Source organism: Stenotrophomonas sp. STEN083, from assembly GCF_056759195.1.
The window spans coordinates 38,608-55,930 of sequence record NZ_JBRRCU010000013.1 but is presented as its reverse complement, the minus strand read 5'-3'; the positions used below and the strand labels follow the sequence as shown (position 1 = coordinate 55,930).

Below are 17,323 nucleotides of genomic sequence, written 5' to 3'. Positions count from 1 at the left end.
CAGCCCCTTCCAACGCCCATGACGGTACCTCTGCTCGGCTTCGACAACCCTCAGTTCCATACCGGGCGCAACACCAGCGTACGGCGTGGGGCGCGTTGGCACGGGGTGGCACAGGCCCGCATTGATCTGGGTGAAGGCCGCCAGCTTGGCCCTTTGTCACTGCAGACCGAGCTGCGGGCTTTTGATGCACTGGATGAAGCCGATCTGCGCGATGAGCATGATCCTGGCTGTCGTACGCCTGCGGGATTACTGGCCGTGATGCAGTGCTTGTACCCAGGGTTTCGCAGCGATGAGCTGGTGACTCTGGTGCATTTCTGGGTGGAGTGAAAGCGCAGACCTGAGAGACGCGGAATAGATCGGCTGTTGGCTGTTGGCTGTTGGCTGCGGTTGCGGTTGCGGTTGCGGTTGCGGTTGCGGTTGCGGCTTTGGCTTTGGCTTTGGCTTTGAGCCTTTCCCTTCTCCCGTTCACGGGAGAAGGTGGTGCGAAGCACCGGATGAGGGGAGCTTTTGCTTTTGCTTTTGCTTTTGCTTCTGCCTCAACCAAAAACCAAAACCGCAAAAGCTCCCACTGCACTCAGCGCCCCTGCGCCGCCCGCAGATGCCCACCTACCGGGCCCGAGAACGCACGCCCATCGACCACATCCCAATTGATCGACCAGGTCATCACCCCGCGGAAATCCGGATGCGGCTGACTCGGCTTCACCTCATCACACTGAGTAGCCGTGGTCAGGCAATCGAAGGCGCGATTTATATCCGCCGGTGTCGCATAACCATTGCCTGCAGCGCGCAGGCCCGACGGCAACGCCAGGGCAACCTGATCGGCACGCAGCCCTGCAAACCGCCCCTTGCCACCGGCAAGATCAAAACCCTCGATCAGCATCTTGGCCGAGCCCACCATCATGTCCACGCTGCCGCCCGGATACTTTTCGTCGCGGTAGGGTGTGGGCAGCCCCCCGTTGTTATAGAGCTGCACGTGCAACAGATCCAGCTCCTCACGCAGGCCGTCGATCAGCGGCAGGTAGGCGCCCCAAATACCTTCCATCGACACAAAGCCACCCTGCACGTACGGGTGCTCCGGTGCCATCGACACATACAGGTTCGGGTACATGCCGTGCAGGCGCTTCACCGCCGAGATCAGGTGCGGGGTGACCGGAGCGCCGTGCACCACACCGGCAATCTTTTCCAGATCAACATCGATGCCATCAAAGCCGTAGGTGTTGATCGCATCGGCGGTGGTGCGCACGAAATTGTCCTCATCGCGCTGCGTGTTCAAGGTCACCGTGCCCAGCTCGCCACCGAAGGACAGCACCACGATCTTGCCCTGCGCACGCTTGGCGGCGATGTCGGCGATCAGCTGCGTGCGGTCCAGCCCGCGATCCGGGTTGAACGCCACCTTGCCCTCGCCCTTGTCATCGGCGAAAGCCAGCACGATCACGTCCCAGCTCTCATCCACCTTGCCAACCGGCAACAAGCCCACGCCGTTGTCGAAGTTATGCAGATAGCCAACAAGCGCATGCTTGGGCAGCGCATGGCTATGCCCAGGAGCGATGCCCACGCCTGCGGACGGCACCGGCACTGGCGTTGCCTGACAGCCGAATGTGGAAACAAGCGCCAGCGTGGAGAACAACAGACCGATCGACTTCATCGCACCACCAGAAAGGGAAGACGCCCGATTCTAGGCATGCAAAACCGTCAAAAAATCATTCAAAGACAATAACTTAGAAAAGTCGTCCTGATTTGTCCCGGTTTGTCCCCCGCATGACGCACGGCCTGATCAATGGACACCGGCAATGACGACGGCAAGGCTCGCCATTGGCCCGCGATGACCACCGCTCAAATGCACATTTTCATGCGCCGCTCGGCGTCCCATAGCGCGCGTCGGGCGAGGTCGTAAGCGCTGTCTGCGGCGCTGGGCAGGCTGTGCTCAGCCTCGAGCGGATCGGCCCCGTTGTTGTAGCGGTATTCGGCGCGTTGCAGTGCGTCCAGATGTGTCATCAACGGGGCAAGCCACTGCCTGCGCTGCTGCGCATTGCAACGTGGATAGCGCTGCTCCAGTGCGCCCAGCGCAACACGAATGCGACGGCTGGCCCCACCCTTCATGTCCGGCGCTTTTTCGTAGCGGATGGGCGCCGCCTTATAGGCATCGCCGGTAGCTTCGCTACCGAGGTCGGACTTGCGCTCATGCAGGTTGGGATTGAACGCCACCTCAGGCGGGCGCCGTGCCTGCGCAGGTTGGATGTCGGGACCGTGGATCAAACGCGCACCGATCTGCCCCAGGGTCGGCGGCTTGGTCTTGTCCTCGAACATGCCGGAGACCATTTTCTCCAGCGGCCGCTCGCCGACGCCGGTAGCCAGTTCATCACGGTGTTCGAACACGCGTTCGGTCGCACTCTCCTGGCGTGGATCAGCGCCGTCCTTGGGCACCGCCAAGTTGCCGTCCTTGCCATACAGTCGCTGCGACCACCCCGCCTGAGCTGCCGCAGGTGCGCTCGCAGCAGTCGTTGCAGCCGCAGGTGACATATTGGCCGCATGCGCTTGCCCATCGTCCAGGGCCGCGACCGGCGCTGCCTGCTCATGCGACACGGCTGCTGTCTGGGTCGCTGTAGCCGCTTGTTGCGGCAGTGTCGCTACGGCAGGTGCCGTTGACGGCGCCAACCAGCGCAGCTGGATCCGCGTCTCTTCCCGCACTGCGTTCAGCTCCGGCAGCTGCAACATAAGACGCGCCAGCCCTGACATGAACGCCAATGCAATAACGCCGGCGGTCAGTCGGGTCGATAGCGGTTCGGCTGAACGGTCAGAACGCATGCAACTCCATCAGAAACACGACGCAGAGCACTAACCGGCCCCGTCACGGTACAAACGCACAGGACAGAGACCGACAAGAGCGCAACGAGTTCCACGATTGTGCCCTTCGAATGCGTGAACCTGTGGCAAGAGTGGGTCATCATCGGGCAAACGCCGTCATCGTTCGCAGCACAAGGAGCCGTACGTGAATACCGTTGCAGCACAGAACCTGGATGAAAGCATCGCCAAGCAGCTGTTCTTTGGCCATATCGCCGAAGATGTGTTGTTCCCCTACCCGCAGATCCGCGAGCGTGACCGCGAGATGCTGGGCGCGATGACCGATGCCATCGACCAGTTCCTGGCCGACAAGACCGCCGATCTGCGCCAGTACGACCGTGATGCCGAGCAGCCGCCGGAGTTCATCCAGGCACTGCGCGACATGGGCCTGTTCGGGCTGATCATTCCGGAGGAGTTCGGCGGGTTGGAGCTGTCCAATGGCGCCTATGCGCGCGTGCTGGGCCAGACCAGCAGCCACGACAGCTCGGTATCGCTGACCATCGGCGCGCACAGCTCGATCGGCATGAAGGGCTTGTTGCTGTTCGGCAATGACGAGCAGAAGCAGCGCTACCTGCCGAAGCTGGCCAGCGGCGAGATGATCGCCGCGTTCTGCCTGACCGAATCCGGCGCCGGCTCCGATGCAGCCGCCATCCGCACCAAGGCACAGCGCAACGACGACGGCAGTTGGACGCTGAGCGGCGAGAAAATCTGGATCACCAACGGTGGCATCGCCGACTTCTACACCGTGTTCGCGCGTACCGACACGCCCGAAGGCAAGGTCACCGCCTTCATCGTCGAGGCCGGCTGGGAAGGTGTCAGCCACGGCCCGCACGAAGACAAGATGGGCATCCGCGCCTCGTCCACCACCACCGTCGCCTTCAACGACGTACGCGTGCCGGCGGCCAACGTACTGGGCCCGGTTGGCAAGGGCTTCAAGGTGGCGATGAATATCCTCAACAGCGGCCGTACCGGCTTGGGCGGCGGCGCGGTGGGCGGCATGCGTGCGCTGATCCGCATGGCCTGTGCCCAAGCCAACGAACGCAAGCAGTTCGGTCAGCCGATCGCTGAGTTCGGCTTGGTGCGCGAAAAGATCGCACAGATGAGCGCCGACTGCTTCGCTGCCGAAAGCACGGTGTGGATGGTGGCGCACCTGATCGACAGTGGCCGCAGCGACTACTCGGTGGAAGCGGCGATGAGCAAGATCTTCGCCAGCGAAGCGGTACAACGCAGCTGCTACGAAGCACTGCAGATTGCCGCCGGCAACGGCTTCATGCGGGAGCTTCCGTATGAGCAGATGACCCGTGACACGCGCATCCTGTCGATCTTCGAGGGAACCAACGAGATCCTGCGCCTGTATGTGGCGCTGAATGGCCTGAAGGGTGTAGGCGCGACACTGAGCGAGCTACAGAGCGCGGTGGGCGGCATCTTCAATGACCCGATCAAGGGCTTCGGCGTGCTCAGCGACTATGCCGGCCGCCGCATGCGCGAGGCTACCGGCTACGGCACCGGCCGCATCCGCGTACCGCTCAACGATGCACTGCGGCCATTGGCGCGCTTGTGCGAGAAGTACACGGTGGAACTGTCCAAGGCCTCAGACCGGTTGCTGCGCAAGCACGGCAAGAAGATCGCCGATCAGCAGCATGCACAGAAGCGCGTGGCCGATATCGCCATCGATCTCTTTGTTGGCCTGTGCGTGTTGTCGCGCGTGGAGAGCCTGCTGCAGGCTGGTCACCCGGCGGCCGAAGACGCGGTGAAGATCGCCCGCCTGTTTGCCCGCCAGGCGCGTCGGCGTATGGCGCGCAATGTACGTGGACTGGAGCGCAATGAAGACGACATCGTCGAATCGCTGGCAGCATCGGTACTGGAGCGCGGCGGCTACGCCTGGGATGTGATGTAAGCCCTCTGATGTTTGTAGGAGCGGCGTATGCCGCGAAGCCACTGCACCATCCGCCGAGAAAGTTCCTGCAATTGCGAACTCCCAGGCAACCGGCAAGTGCACCAGCTTCGCGGCTGATGCCGCTCCCACAACAGCATCACCTGCGGCCAACGCTTGTGGGAGCGGTGTAAACCGCGAAGCCACCGAACTACCCGCCGAAGAAGATTCTGCAATCGCAACAAACCAGGCAATCGGTACCTGCACCAGCTTCGCGGCTGACGCCGCTCCTACAGAGACGGGTCCTCTACAGCCAGCTCGCCCTCACGCAGCACCCTCCGCATCAATGCCCGCCCCTGTCGGTCCAGCCCCAGCACGCGCGGCTTCACGCCGTGATGGCGATAGCGGCTGACCACCTTCTCCAAAGCCGCCACTGCGGTGATATCCCACAGCTGCGCGCCGGATAGATCAATCACCACCGCGCGCCCCTCGGCAACACGCGGGTCAAAGGCATCAATGAAGGCATCAGCGGAAGCAAAGAAAACCTGCCCGCGCACCACATAGCGAAGGCTGCCATCGGCCTGATCCAGCGCTTCCACATCAAGCAGGCGCGCCACCTTCAGCGCGAAAAACACCCCGCTCAGCAGCACGCCCACGCCAACACCGGCCGCCAAATTATGCGTCCCAAGGGTCACCGCCACCGTCGCCAGCACCACCACACCAGACAGGCGCGGATGCCGTACCAAGGCACCGAGGCTGCGCCAGTCAAACGTGGACACGCTGACCATCACCATGATCGCCACCAGCGCGATCACCGGCACCTGGCCAACCCACGGCTTCAGCAACACCATCAGCACCAGCAGGAACACGCCAGCAAACAAGGTCGAAAGCCGACCACGCCCGCCGTACTTCACGTTGCCAACGGTCTGCCCGATCATGCCGCAGCCGGCGATTCCGCCGAACAGGCTGGCGGTGATATTTGCCACACCCAGACCAGTGCACTCACGATTCTTGGAGCTTGGCGTATCGGTAAGTTCATCGACCACACGCGCCGTCATCATCGACTCGAGCAAGCCCACCATCGCGATAGCCAAGGCCGGCATCGCGATGATGCGCAGCGTTTCCAGATCCCACGGCAACGATGGCAAACCCATCCACTGCGGTAGCGCGTCCGGCAGCTTTCCAAGATCGGCGACGGTGGGCAGATCCAGCTTCAGCCACGAAGCCAGCACGCTCAGCACCACGATGCAGATCAACGGCGAGGGAATCGCACGGACGCCAGGCAAGGGCAGCCGCGGCAATCCGTAGATGACCAGTAGTCCCAGCGCCAACATCGCCCAGGTCGCCGCAGTCGCACCGTGCAACTGTGGCAGCTGCGCGGCGAAGATCAGGATGGCCAGCGCATTGACGAAGCCGGTGCGCACCGAGCTGCTGACAAAGCGCATCAACACGCCCAGCCGAAGCACGCCAAACATGATCTGGATGATGCCCGCCAACAGCCCGGCCGCAAACAGATACGGCAGACCATGCGCGCTGATCAGCGGCGCCGCCACCAAGGCCACCGAACCGGCAGCCGCTGTGATCATCGCCGGCCGCCCGCCGAACACCGCAATAACGATGCTCAGCACGAAGGAAGCGAACAGGCCAACCTGCGGGTCCACCCCGGCCACGAACGAAAACGCGATGACCTCGGGGATCAAAGCGAAGGTCGCCACGGCACCGGCCAACATTTCGCGCAGGGGATTGGCGCGCCATTGCGCCAGTTCAGAATGCAGGGAGGACATACGGGCTGGCCGCCAGCGCTGGCCGACAGATGCGGCAGCGCAGGCAGAATCGAGATAAGGGGTGCGAATTATGCCCGCTTGGGTGGCTGGGTGCTGATTCAGCTGGCTTGAGTGAACGTCCAAAGCTACCCCTCTCCAGCCCTCCCCTTTGCTAAGCAAAAGGGAGCGGGCAAAGGCTCCCTCCCTTTGCCGCAGGCAAGGGGAGGGCTGGGGAGGGGTGCCCTTAGAGCAGAACCAAAACCCCAAAACCCACCCTGCGGTAGCATTCCCTCCCCCGCATCACCTTCGCACCCATGCCCCACTACACCGGCCCCCTGCTAACCCGCCCTCTGCTCGAGCAGATGCAAAGCGCCCTGAAGAGAGGCAGCAGCGAGCTCAGCACCTCGCTCGACCTCGGCCGCAGCCAGGAACCGGTCAGCCTCAGCACGGACAGCTGGCAGTACCGCGGCCAGCACTACCCGTGGCCGGCCAAGCTCAAGGACCGCACCATCTATTACTGGGATGGCGACGAATTCAGCGCTGCCTCGCGCTTCGGCAGCGGCCTGTACAAGCTGGTACCCACCGACTGGGGCATTCCCACCTTCGAGATCGACGGCATCAAGATGCTGGTCAGCGCGCAGATCTCGCCACTGGACGACGCCCGCCGCAAGGTGGCGCTGGTGGAGCCACGTGGCAAGCGGATTCTGGACACCTGCGGCGGCATGGGCTATTTCGCCGCCTGCTGCCTGGACGAAGGTGTGGCCGCTATCCGCTCATTCGAGAAGAGCCCGGAGGTGCTGTGGCTACGCACCTTGAACCCATGGTCGCCGGATCCCGCTGCTGAACACGCAGGCGGTCGCCTGCAGTTGAACCATGGTGATGTTTCCAAGGAAATCGAAGGCATCGCCGATGCGTCGATGGACGCCGTCCTGCATGACCCGCCTCGCTTCGGCATTGCCGGCGAACTGTATTCACAAGTGTTCTACGACCACCTCGCCCGCGTGCTGCGCACAGGCGGCCGCCTATTTCACTACACCGGCGCGCCCAACAAGCTCACCAGCGGCCGCGACGTCCCCCGCGAAGTTGCCACCCGCCTGCAGAAATCCGGCTTCAAGACCGAGCTGGCGCTGGATGGCGTGCTCGCCATACGCAAATAACCTGCCTTTGTGGGAACGGCGTAAGCCGCGAAGCTCGTACCCCTTCAAGCCCCGGTCCAATGGCTGTTTCATTGGCACCAGCTTCGCGGCCTGCGCCGCCCCTAAAAAAAACCAAGCTGTATACGCCAGCCTTCACCTCTTCCGCGCGACACTGCGCATTCCGAAGCGGAGGCAGCCCATGGCAACCGAAACCGTACGCGGCAAAACCGTCACCATCCATTTCGACGGCGAGCGCTGCATCCACTCACGCAACTGCGTGCTCAGCCATCCGGATGTGTTTGTGCCGAATGTGGTGGGCGAATGGATCCACCCCGATGCAGTAGCTCCTGAAGAAGTGGGTCTGATCGCGCGCAACTGCCCCTCCGGCGCCATCAGCTACGCGTATAACGACGGCACGCACAGCGAGCCGGCGCCGGTAGTGAACCTGGTGCATATCCGCGAGAACGGCCCCCTCGCCTTCAATGCCCCCTTGCTGATCGCTGGCAAGGACGAAGGCATGCGCGCCACGCTATGCCGCTGCGGCGAATCGCACAACAAACCCTTCTGCGATCACCGCCACGTCGAGTGCGGTTTCATCGCTACCGGCGAACCAGCAGAAAAGAAATCCGAAGCACTACCGCAACGCGACGGACCGCTACAGGTGAACCCAACCAGGAACGGCCCGCTGCACGTCATCGGCAATCTCGAAGTGGTCAGCGGCACCGGGCGCACCATCGACCGCCTCACCGAAACATGGTTATGTCGCTGCGGCCACTCCAACAACAAACCTTTCTGCGATGGCAGCCACAAGAAGGTTGGGTTCCAGGCCGACGGCGAATAGTACGTCACGCAAGGCCATGCACATGGTAGCGCTCAAATTCCCCCCGCTTCAGAACCAGACCGGCGCCCACGTTGGTTCAACGCTAGCCGCAAGCGCTGCAGCGCCCTCGACCACCATCGACTTGACCGCCTCAGCGCATCCAGCATAAGCGGACATTGACCACGCTGCGGGCAGCGTCCACTCATTGCGCAGCAAATCAAGCCGTCGATCGTGTTGGCGCTACTGCGGCATGGCATGCTGCGACAACGCAATCAGAATCAAAGCAGGGAAATCGATGAAGTTTCTGCCAGCGCTGTTGCTCTGTATCATCGCCGCGGCTGCCCCGGTCGCCGGTGCGGCCGAAGGCCCGGCGCCACGCAACCGTGCGCAGGCCACGACAATCATGGCCGACATGCGCCGGGTGGTCGCCGACAGTGGCATCGAGCGCCTGGAGAAGGTCCGCATCGGCGGCATCGATCAATGGGTGTCCATCCGTGGCAGCGATCCACGCAACCCGGTGTTACTGATGCTGCATGGCGGTCCGGGCTGGGTAGCAATGCCAACCAGCTGGTACTTCCAACGCGGTTGGGAGGAATACTTCACCGTAGTGCAGTGGGACCAACGCGGCGCTGGCAAGACGTTCGCGAGCAACGACCCTGCCCTGATCGGCCCGACCATGACGCGCGAGCGAATGGTGGAAGATTCGCTGGAAATGGTGGACTGGCTACGGCACGAATTCGGCAAGGAGAGAATCTTCCTGCTCGGTCATTCCTGGGGTAGCTATCTTGGTCTGGAAGTAGCACGGCAGCGGCCTGAGTGGTTGCATGCCTATATCGGCATGGGCCAGATATCCAACGCGCCCGAAAGCGAGCGCCTAGGCTGGGCGTGGACAATGCAGCAGGCGCAGCGCGACAACAACGCGCAGGCGATTGCCGACCTGCAGGCCATAGCGCCATACGCACAGGGTGACGCTCCTGTTCCACTGGATGCGTTGTTCAAACAACGGCGCTGGCTGAACCACTACGGCGGCATGGTCCACAATCGCAGGGGCGGCAATGCCGAGGCCGCCGCGTTCTCCCTTTCACCGGAGTATTCCGATGCTGACGTGGCTGCCGCCTGGAAAGGCAACGACTTTTCGATGCAGCACCTGCTGTCCGGGGTGCTTACCCTCGACATGAGCACAACCCGGAAGCTGAAGACGCCGCTGTTCCTGTTCCTCGGCCGCCACGATCACAACGTGTCATCAGAGCTGGCAGCACAGTGGTTTTCCACTGTGGAGGCGCCGCAAAAAAAGCTGATCTGGTTTGAGCAATCCGCACACGAGGTCATGAATGAAGAGCCGGGCAAGACCTTTATTACATTGGTGCAGGAGGTTCGCCCTATCGCTGAGAAGGCGGGCGATGGCGCATTCGACCGTTGACGCCATCGCTATAGGCCGTCAGCAGCAAGCGCGCGGCCTGACTCCAGAATCAACCGGTGTTTCCGCGGACCATCAAGACGCTGCGAAGGTCTGAACCGGCGGCAATCACCACTGGATCAAAGATCATAGGAAAGCAGGTCATATCCCGTCGCCGCACGCACCACGCGCTGATGCACGAACGAGCCGCTGCCGCCGTTGGTCAGCACCACGATGCCTCGCCCGCGCTGCGCGTCACCAATGGCGAAATTCTTGAAGATGCCGCTGTTGCTGCCGGAATGGTAGAACACCGGGCCATCACGGGTCTGCTCCGTGTTCCACCCCAGCCCTTTTTCGGTCCATCGCCCAGGCAAGCTGATCTGCGGTGTAAGCATCGCCTGCCGCGCAGCCTCACTGATCTCCCACGATGCGCGTTGTCGGCCAGCCATCATCAGACTCAGGAAGCTCGCGTAATCATGCACTGTCGTCCGCAGGCTTGCTGCTGCATTGGCGAGGATATCGCCCGGCCATGTCACCAAACCCGGCGGCGCCAGCGCGAGCACTTCCGGCATTGCGCGTTCGGCATCTGCGTACTTCCATGCGGACAGTGGCTTACCCCAGCGATCTGCAACCTGCTGGGCGACGCCCCATTGTTCGCGAATCACCTGTCGCGGCGTTCCGGTATCAATACGATCGTGCGCCGGATGACCATGGACCGAGCGGGCCGCCAGGTCCGCATTCCATGTATAGCTGCTGTCGTTCATACCAGCAGGGCCGAACAGATGTACCTGCATCGACTCATCCAGACTCTGACCGGTGATTGCTTCAACCACCAGCTGCAGCCACACAAAGGCCTCACCGGAATAGTTGATGCGCGTACCAGGCTTCACCATCGGCACCAGCTTCTCGGTTGCTGGCGACTTGCGCCAGTCGGGCAGGCCGGTCGTATGCCGCAGCACATCGCGCGCGGTGATCAGCGCAAGCCACGGATGATCTCCGAGATAGTCAGGCCTCCGATAGCCAACCAGCGGAGCATCCAGATCGATCCGCCCCTGCTCCACCAGCTGCATCACCAGATAGGCGAACATTGGCTTGCTGAGCGAAGCATCCTCGAACACCGTGCGCGCATCGATTGGCGTCTGCGTCTGCGCATTGGCGAGGCCAAATCCCCTGCTCCACGCCACAACACCATCTTCAACCACGGCGATACCAACACCGGGAACCGCGAAGGCCTGCATGATCCGCAGCAACTCGGCGAGGAATGTGTCGTCCGGAATCCAGCTGCGGCTGACGGCGCCCTTGCACGGGACAGCCAGCGCTTGCGCCGAAGGCAACGCAGCAAGCATCCCCAGGGTTGCGGAATGGGTGATGAAGCGACGACGACCTGAATCTGTGCGAATCGGCATTGCCAGCAGCCTCCGGTACGGATAGCTGAGCTTAGCCGGTGTTCCGGACACGTTGGGCGAAACATCTGCACGCGTTGTCGCCCGCATGCAGCCCCACACCGGCCCCCAAAAGAACAACAGCGCGGAGCCTGCGCTCCACGCTGTTGTTCCCCGCGCAAAGGACTGGGATCAGCCCCCCAATGACTCAGAACGAATACGCCACAGTGACGCGGGCATTGCGGCCCGGCTCGCTGTAACGCCCGATGCCGTCATCGTTGACGTAGCCGTACAGCGTATTGCTGCCCTTGTTGATCACCCGCACTCGCTGCCACAGGTAGTACTCGCGATCGGTCAGGTTGTAGATGCCTGCGGTCACCCGCAACTGCGAGGTGATGTTCCAGCTGCCGGTCAGGTCCAGCACCGTGTAACCGTCGGCCTTGCCTGTCCACGCCGGCACCACCTGCGTGCCATTGGCTGATGTGGTGTAGGCGTCGCCGGCACTCTTGCCCCAGGCGTGGGTCAGGTTGGCGCTGACGTTCCACGACGGCGAAGGCGCATAGCGCACACCCAGCACCGCGCTGGCGGGCACGATGCTCTCCAGCGGATCACCATTGTGCTTCTCACCCTTGCTGTACGCCGCCGCCATCCGCGACGACCACGCGTCGGCAATCTGCCAGCGCCCTTCCAGCTCGGCGCCCTTCACTGTCACCTTGCCCGCGTTGACCGGCATCGTGCTGTTGTAGCTGTACTGCACCGGACCGGTTGCCGTGGTGCGGTAACCATTGGCATACGGCACCGCCGTGGTCACCGTCTCGATGAAGTTGTCGTACTGGTCGCGGAACACCGAGAACCCCAACTGCGCGCGATCGGTGGTCCAGCGGTAACCCAGCTCGATGTTCAGGCTCTTCTCCGCGTCCAAGTCCGGATTGGACATGGAAGTGTCGAGCCGGATCGGTGCACCGCTCACTGCGTCGAACGCGGCGCTGGCGCTGGTCGGCGAATACAGATCCGCCACGCTCGGTGCGCGGAAGCCACGGCCCAGCTGCGCCCACAGCGCGTGGTCGGGCAGGAAGCGGAACTCCGCCCCCACCTGCCAGCTCGGTGCCGAGAAGCGAAGGTCACGCACGCTGCCGGTCTTGTCGACGAAGGTACTGTCTACCTGCGGCGAGTAATCGTAGCGGTCATAGCGCAGGCCACCGCTGAGCTGCAGCCGCTCGTCGAACAGGCTCAGGCTGTCGCGCACATACAGGTTCCAGGAGCGTGCATCGGTCTTGGGCACCTGGCGCGGGTCATGCTCCACGCTGGCAATGCCACCGGCCGCATTCCAACGGGTGTCCACTGCGGTGTAGTCGATGTCGCGCTGCTGCCACGCCAGGCCGTAGCCGATGTCATGCCGCACCGGGCCTTCCACCACCTTGCTGAAGTCCAGCGCTGCGCGGTCCAGAGTCTGCTCGGTGGCGCGGTCTTCGCTGCGCTTGCAGGGAGCGCCACCACCCGGGCAACCGCTGCCGGCCAGAATGCGGGTAACGCCACGACTGTCGGTGACCTGGCGGTCCAGCTGCGCATCAAGGGTGTCGAACAAGGCATTGCCTGCACGCCACTGCCAGCTCACGCCATAGCGGTCGCGATCATTGCGATCATCGCCCTTGCGCTCCAGGTAGCCCGGCGCGTAGACGCGGGAAAGATTGTCGACTTCGTTGTGGGCGCGGCCGCGCTCGTACATGAGGCCCAGCGTGTGCGCATCCGACAACTGCAGATCGACCTTGCCGAGCAGGTTGTCGCGCGTGCTGTCGACCGGATCCGGCGTGCGTCGACCGACACCGATCCGGTCCACCGTACTGTCGTACCAGCTTTCGCTTTCGTGGCCTTCGCGGCGGGTGTAGACCAGCATTGACTCGACGATGCCGGTACGGTTGGCCAAGCTCAGCGTGCCCATGCTCTCGTCGTTTGAGCCGCTGTAACCGAATTTCACCCCGACATGGGTGTCGTTGCCTTCAGGCTTGAGGTAGTCCGCTGGATCCTTGGTGGTGAATACCACCGCGCCGCCGAGCGCACCGCTGCCGGAGGTGATCGAATCAGCGCCCTTGACCACCTGCAGGCTCTTCAGCGTATCGATGTCCACATCGCCGCGCCCACTGCGGAAGAACTCGTAGGAGCGCGCCGTCTCCACCGATTCGGCCAGGCTCAGGCCATCGACGGTGATCGCAACGCGATCGCTTTCCAGGCCACGGATGTTGAAGCCGTTGTCACCGAAGCGGCCCATGTCGACCACGCTTACGCCCGGGATGTAGCGAATGGCCTCTTCCATGTTGTTCGCCATCTCGGCATCGAGATCGGCGGCGGTGAGAACCGTCACGTTCTGGTTGCGCGATTTGCTCTTCTTTGCTCGCTCGGCCTCGACGCGGACCGTGTCCAGGTTCGAGGCGTCAGCCAGCGCTTCGGCGCAGGCGGTGCCGGACAGACTGGCCAGCACGGCCAGCGCAAGCAGTGATACAGCTGGATTCATGAGAGATCTCCACAGAAAGGTAATGGCGGGAATACGCCGTTCCTGGCTGCTCGATCACATGGACCATGCCGGCTGGGGGGGGGCATCGGCGCCGCGCTGGCGCCGTGTCATTGCAGAAACTGAAACGACCGGTCACAAGCCGCGACCGGTACGCGGGGCTCAACGGTTGCCGTTGGCCGAATGGGCACCGGCAACCGGCTCGGGGTCGCGGGCGTCAACGATGCCGTCGCGATTGCTGTCAGCACGCTCGAACAGCCGCTTGCCGGACACCTGGTACTCGGCAAAGGTCATGCGACCATCTTTATCGGTATCCAGCGCATCGAAACGCACGCCGGCCTGGCGACTTGCCGCGGCGCGAACCTTGCTGCGCTGTGCGTCCAGCCGGCCTTCAAACTCGGCGGTGTATTCGGCCACATCCAGCACGCCATCGCCATTGGCATCGGCAGCAGCAAAAGTCGCACTACGTGCAGCGTCAAATTCGGCGCGCTCCACCAGTCCATCGCCATTGCGGTCGTACAACTCCAACATGCCGTTGGCCGTATGCGAGGTCGGCATCTTCAGCGGATCGCGGTTGTCACTGGCAGCGGTTTCCTGGGTAGCGTCCTGGCGCTTCTCGTAGCCAGCCCAGGCGCGCTCACCGGCGGCATCGAACTCGGCCCGGCTGATGCTGCCGCTCTTGTCGCGGTCCAGCGCCTTGAAGCGGGTATTGGTCTGACGCAGGTGGCCGGCACGCGCATCGATCAGGCGCACATCGAAACGCTGCAGGTATTCGTCCACGTATTCCTGGCGATCGACGTGCCCGTCATTGTTCGCATCGGTGGCGTCATAACGCTGCCGACGGAACTGCTCGAAGGCTTCCCAGCTCACTGCTCCGGTCTTGTCCGGATCGAACTGGGCCAGGAAGGCAGTAACCGTCGGCGATACCACGGGCGGCGCGGCGGCCTGCGCCGAGGAAAGCGGGGCCAGCACCGCTGCCAGCAGCGTGGCAACAGCAAAGGAGGTTTTCATCGGGGATATCCCTGTTGGAAAGCGGCTTAGGGTTCGAGCACGCGGAAGCTGAGCGTGTAATTGTTGCCGTACTCCGGCGCTGCGGCCCCGGCCGGTGCCGGCCCGCGGTAGCGGATCAGGGCCAGGTAGGTGCCCACTTGCTGCAAGGCGAACGAGGCCTTGCCGGCAGCGTCGGTGGTCAGCTCGACCGGAGCCGGCTGGATCTCGTCATCACCGCGTGCGGCGTGGATCTCCACCTTCTGTGCCGGCAACGGCTTGCCGTCGTAATGCACCTCGAAGACGAACTGCTCACCGACGTACAGGTCCGATGGATGGGTCACCGGCACCAGTTCCAGACCCTTGCCGTAGGGCGCCAAGGCCTGCCGGGTCGGCTCACCGGCGGTCAGGTAGACCTCGGAGCGCGACAGGCTCTGGTAATGCGAAAGCACGGTGGCACCAGCAGGCAACGGCTTGGCCGGATCACGGCTGGTTTCCTTGCGGCCATCCACTTCCCAAGTGCGGAACACGGCGCCCAGGCGGTTGCCGGTAGAGAAGCGATACGTGCCCTTCTTGCCCGGCAGGGTCTGTTCGACCACGGCGCGGGTCTTCAGCCGCTGCACCACATCGGGCGCACGCTGCACGCCATCGGGATCGGTGACGACGAACTCGCTGTTGTCGAACACCACTTCGGGCACGAAGAAATGCTCGGCAAAGCTGGCATCGAGGGTAACCGTGCTGGTCGGCTGCACCTTGAAGGTGGCCGGCGCGAGGTACGGCGTATGCGCCTGGGCAGGCAATACCGCAGCGGCCAGCAGCAGGCAGGCCAAAGGACGGAAGTTCATCGACGGGTCTCATGGAGGTGACCGGCGCGATGCCGGCGGCCGATACGTTAAGTCAATTGCGAATGATTCGCAATACCATTTGTTCACGAACAACAGCGAATGGCCGAGCGTCTGGTCACTGGCCAAGGGCCGGAGCCTGAACAACCGCAACGGCTACAACGACTGGTTCGCGCTGGCGTGCGTCACGCGCCGTGCCAATGAGCTTCAGGCAGGTGTAGCCCAGCAGGACATATATGAGCCATGGCGGTGCGAACCACCAAATGATTCCGAGGTTCGATCAGCTGCAGTTCGACTATCAGTGGGCAGATGATTGTTGCTGCACCAAGCTGCCACATGCTCCATTCGAACCGCGTAGTCGCCATTGCAGCGTGCGTTGTTTACAACTTTCCAAGGTGATGTGTGAGGAGCGCTTTCTTTCTACTAGGAAGACGCGGCTCGTCGAAGGCACTGGCCGATCAACTGATAGGAGATACCAAGTAGGCATCGAGTCGGAATAGCTCAAAACAAAAAGGGCTTGCATCTCTGCAAACCTTTGCTTCTTCTGGTGGGCCCACCAGGATTCGAACCTGGAACCAAAGGATTATGAGGCAACAAATCTATCAATAAAAATCAACCACTTAACACATGGATTTTTTCCAAAGCCGACTATCCAAGTGATTGATAGTTCGCGGTGCAGGACGGTTTTTTTCCACAAGTTCCAGCTACTCATCTCCTATCTTGCACCTCCTCGCAGTCTTCGCTCACACTTGCGAGCTCGTACAAGTTTGGGGCGAATCAGCCTAAACTCATGCCACCTACGCATAGCGGACATTGGTGCGATCACCGAGCATGTCTCTGGGCGAGGTTACACGCTGACTTGTTAGCCTTACCCAGCCGCCCTAAGATCGGCTTGTGCCAAGGGAAAGCCCAACATACGGTGCTTTATGGATAAGTCGTATAACCGGGCCCACGGGCCCGTCTAATCGGTAGTTAGACCAGCCTGGAGAGAACATGGAATACGGGAAGATTCTATTCGCTGCACTGATCGCAGTAATCGGCTGGATTGCTGCCCATAAATTCACGTCGGCTCGTGATCTCGCCAACTCTCGCCGGACCGCTAGAATTGACGCACTTGCTGTCTGCTACAAGGCACTGGTTAGGTGCGGCATCGACGGCGTCATGCTCAAGCGCGACTCTTCCGGAAAGCTAATCAACGGGGCCATTCCTGTTGAGGATGCCATTGCCTTAATTCACTTGTACGGCAATGAGCAACAGTCTGAGTTGGCGAATGCTTATGCAAAGCAGGTTGGAGAGACTCAAGCAGGCGACCCGACAAAGCTTGTCAATGCTCTACGCAAAGATATCCGCGACATGCTTGGCACCGAAGACATAGGCTCAACTCAACACTACCTCAGGATCTCAGTCAAAGAGCCGCCGGTCGAATAGTTCGTTCAAACCGAACTGAATGGCACAGGCTTTTGTAGGCACTCTTCAGCCGTTTGGTGCGTACTGCCATCCAAACTCTATCGGGGACAGCCCGCCGTTGGAACCGTGTCTCGGTGTCGGGTTGCAAAACATCTCGATGTATTGGGAGACATCGGCGCGTGCCTCGTCGTGATTCGTGTAGATCCGCCGCTTAATACATTCGTGTTTCAATAGCAGGAAGAAGCTGTCCATTGCTGCGTTGTCCTGGCAATTTCCTCGCCGGCTCACGCTGCATACAAGTCGTGCTCACGCAGAAAGCACTGTCAGTCTTCGCTGGTGAACTGCGTTCCTTGATCAGAGTGCCGACCTA

13 protein-coding genes and 1 pseudogene are annotated in these 17,323 nt (G+C 62.0%); 6 read left to right on the top strand and 8 right to left on the bottom strand.

The features are described from left to right. Positions 1-18: 18 nt before the first annotated feature. Positions 19-327, top strand: a complete 309-nt coding sequence (locus ACVOK8_RS06440) for an ASCH domain-containing protein (RefSeq protein ID WP_481566104.1) — start codon at positions 19-21, stop codon at positions 325-327. Positions 328-574: 247 nt separating this feature from the next. On the opposite strand, the gene ACVOK8_RS06435 is transcribed toward ACVOK8_RS06440, so the two are convergent. Further along, positions 575-1,645, bottom strand: a complete 1,071-nt coding sequence (locus ACVOK8_RS06435) for a chitinase (protein WP_481566103.1) — start codon at positions 1,643-1,645, stop codon at positions 575-577. A gap of 188 nt (positions 1,646-1,833) precedes the next feature. Continuing rightward, on the bottom strand, positions 1,834-2,805 hold the full coding sequence (locus ACVOK8_RS06430; RefSeq protein ID WP_481566102.1) for a hypothetical protein: 972 nt from the start codon (positions 2,803-2,805) through the stop codon (positions 1,834-1,836). Positions 2,806-2,989: 184 nt separating this feature from the next. Between ACVOK8_RS06430 and ACVOK8_RS06425 the strand changes: the two genes are divergently transcribed. Continuing rightward, positions 2,990-4,738, top strand: coding sequence for an acyl-CoA dehydrogenase family protein (locus ACVOK8_RS06425; protein WP_481566101.1), 1,749 nt, complete (start codon positions 2,990-2,992; stop codon positions 4,736-4,738). Positions 4,739-5,004: 266 nt separating this feature from the next. Here ACVOK8_RS06425 and ACVOK8_RS06420 read toward each other — a convergent pair whose 3' ends face one another. Next, a complete protein-coding gene (locus tag ACVOK8_RS06420; protein WP_481566100.1) occupies positions 5,005-6,498 on the bottom strand; it encodes a SulP family inorganic anion transporter in 1,494 nt (497 codons plus the stop codon). Positions 6,499-6,791: 293 nt separating this feature from the next. On the opposite strand from ACVOK8_RS06420, the gene ACVOK8_RS06415 reads away from it, so the two are divergent. The 3 genes from ACVOK8_RS06415 (at position 6,792) to ACVOK8_RS06405 (ending at position 9,853) form a co-directional block, all read left to right on the top strand. Next, positions 6,792-7,634 (top strand): class I SAM-dependent methyltransferase, encoded by an 843-nt coding sequence (locus ACVOK8_RS06415; RefSeq protein WP_481566099.1) that lies wholly within the window; start codon positions 6,792-6,794, stop codon positions 7,632-7,634. 178 nt (positions 7,635-7,812) lie between these two features. Next, positions 7,813-8,454 (top strand): CDGSH iron-sulfur domain-containing protein, encoded by a 642-nt coding sequence (locus ACVOK8_RS06410; protein WP_481566098.1) that lies wholly within the window; start codon positions 7,813-7,815, stop codon positions 8,452-8,454. A 274-nt stretch (positions 8,455-8,728) separates the two neighbouring features. Then, the gene (locus ACVOK8_RS06405; protein ID WP_481566097.1) at positions 8,729-9,853 is read left to right on the top strand and encodes an alpha/beta hydrolase; all 1,125 of its coding nucleotides are present in this window, start codon (positions 8,729-8,731) and stop codon (positions 9,851-9,853) included. Positions 9,854-9,969: 116 nt separating this feature from the next. On the opposite strand, the gene ACVOK8_RS06400 is transcribed toward ACVOK8_RS06405, so the two are convergent. From ACVOK8_RS06400 to ACVOK8_RS06385, 4 genes are all read right to left on the bottom strand, one after another. Beyond that, a complete protein-coding gene (locus ACVOK8_RS06400; protein ID WP_481566096.1) occupies positions 9,970-11,235 on the bottom strand; it encodes a serine hydrolase domain-containing protein in 1,266 nt (421 codons plus the stop codon). 184 nt (positions 11,236-11,419) lie between these two features. Then, positions 11,420-13,720 (bottom strand): TonB-dependent hemoglobin/transferrin/lactoferrin family receptor, encoded by a 2,301-nt coding sequence (locus ACVOK8_RS06395; protein WP_481566095.1) that lies wholly within the window; start codon positions 13,718-13,720, stop codon positions 11,420-11,422. Between the two features lie 159 nt (positions 13,721-13,879). Beyond that, positions 13,880-14,728, bottom strand: a complete 849-nt coding sequence (locus ACVOK8_RS06390; RefSeq protein WP_481566094.1) for an EF-hand domain-containing protein — start codon at positions 14,726-14,728, stop codon at positions 13,880-13,882. 26 nt (positions 14,729-14,754) lie between these two features. After that, positions 14,755-15,549 carry a DUF4198 domain-containing protein gene (locus ACVOK8_RS06385; RefSeq protein ID WP_481566093.1) on the bottom strand — a complete coding sequence of 265 codons (795 nt, stop codon included), beginning with the start codon at positions 15,547-15,549 and terminating at the stop codon, positions 14,755-14,757. A gap of 990 nt (positions 15,550-16,539) precedes the next feature. On the opposite strand from ACVOK8_RS06385, the gene ACVOK8_RS06380 reads away from it, so the two are divergent. Further along, complete coding sequence (locus ACVOK8_RS06380) at positions 16,540-16,974, top strand: hypothetical protein (protein WP_481566092.1); 435 nt, start codon at positions 16,540-16,542, stop codon at positions 16,972-16,974. A 45-nt stretch (positions 16,975-17,019) separates the two neighbouring features. Here ACVOK8_RS06380 and ACVOK8_RS06375 read toward each other — a convergent pair. Beyond that, a pseudogene (locus ACVOK8_RS06375) lies at positions 17,020-17,318 on the bottom strand (IS3 family transposase); the annotation flags it as partial. Between the last annotated feature and the right edge of the window lie 5 nt (positions 17,319-17,323).

What these genes read in the sequence shown, in the direction of transcription:
- ACVOK8_RS06440 (WP_481566104.1), top strand. Translation starts at nt 19, where the DNA reads ATGACGGTACCTCTGCTCGGCTTCGACAACCCTCAGTTCCATACCGGG.
- ACVOK8_RS06435 (WP_481566103.1), bottom strand. Translation starts at nt 1,645, where the DNA reads ATGAAGTCGATCGGTCTGTTGTTCTCCACGCTGGCGCTTGTTTCCACA.
- ACVOK8_RS06430 (WP_481566102.1), bottom strand. Translation starts at nt 2,805, where the DNA reads ATGCGTTCTGACCGTTCAGCCGAACCGCTATCGACCCGACTGACCGCC.
- ACVOK8_RS06420 (WP_481566100.1), bottom strand. Translation starts at nt 6,498, where the DNA reads ATGTCCTCCCTGCATTCTGAACTGGCGCAATGGCGCGCCAATCCCCTG.
- ACVOK8_RS06415 (WP_481566099.1), top strand. Translation starts at nt 6,792, where the DNA reads ATGCCCCACTACACCGGCCCCCTGCTAACCCGCCCTCTGCTCGAGCAG.
- ACVOK8_RS06410 (WP_481566098.1), top strand. Translation starts at nt 7,813, where the DNA reads ATGGCAACCGAAACCGTACGCGGCAAAACCGTCACCATCCATTTCGAC.
- ACVOK8_RS06405 (WP_481566097.1), top strand. Translation starts at nt 8,729, where the DNA reads ATGAAGTTTCTGCCAGCGCTGTTGCTCTGTATCATCGCCGCGGCTGCC.
- ACVOK8_RS06400 (WP_481566096.1), bottom strand. Translation starts at nt 11,235, where the DNA reads ATGCCGATTCGCACAGATTCAGGTCGTCGTCGCTTCATCACCCATTCC.
- ACVOK8_RS06395 (WP_481566095.1), bottom strand. Translation starts at nt 13,720, where the DNA reads ATGAATCCAGCTGTATCACTGCTTGCGCTGGCCGTGCTGGCCAGTCTG.
- ACVOK8_RS06390 (WP_481566094.1), bottom strand. Translation starts at nt 14,728, where the DNA reads ATGAAAACCTCCTTTGCTGTTGCCACGCTGCTGGCAGCGGTGCTGGCC.
- ACVOK8_RS06385 (WP_481566093.1), bottom strand. Translation starts at nt 15,549, where the DNA reads ATGAACTTCCGTCCTTTGGCCTGCCTGCTGCTGGCCGCTGCGGTATTG.
- ACVOK8_RS06380 (WP_481566092.1), top strand. Translation starts at nt 16,540, where the DNA reads ATGGAATACGGGAAGATTCTATTCGCTGCACTGATCGCAGTAATCGGC.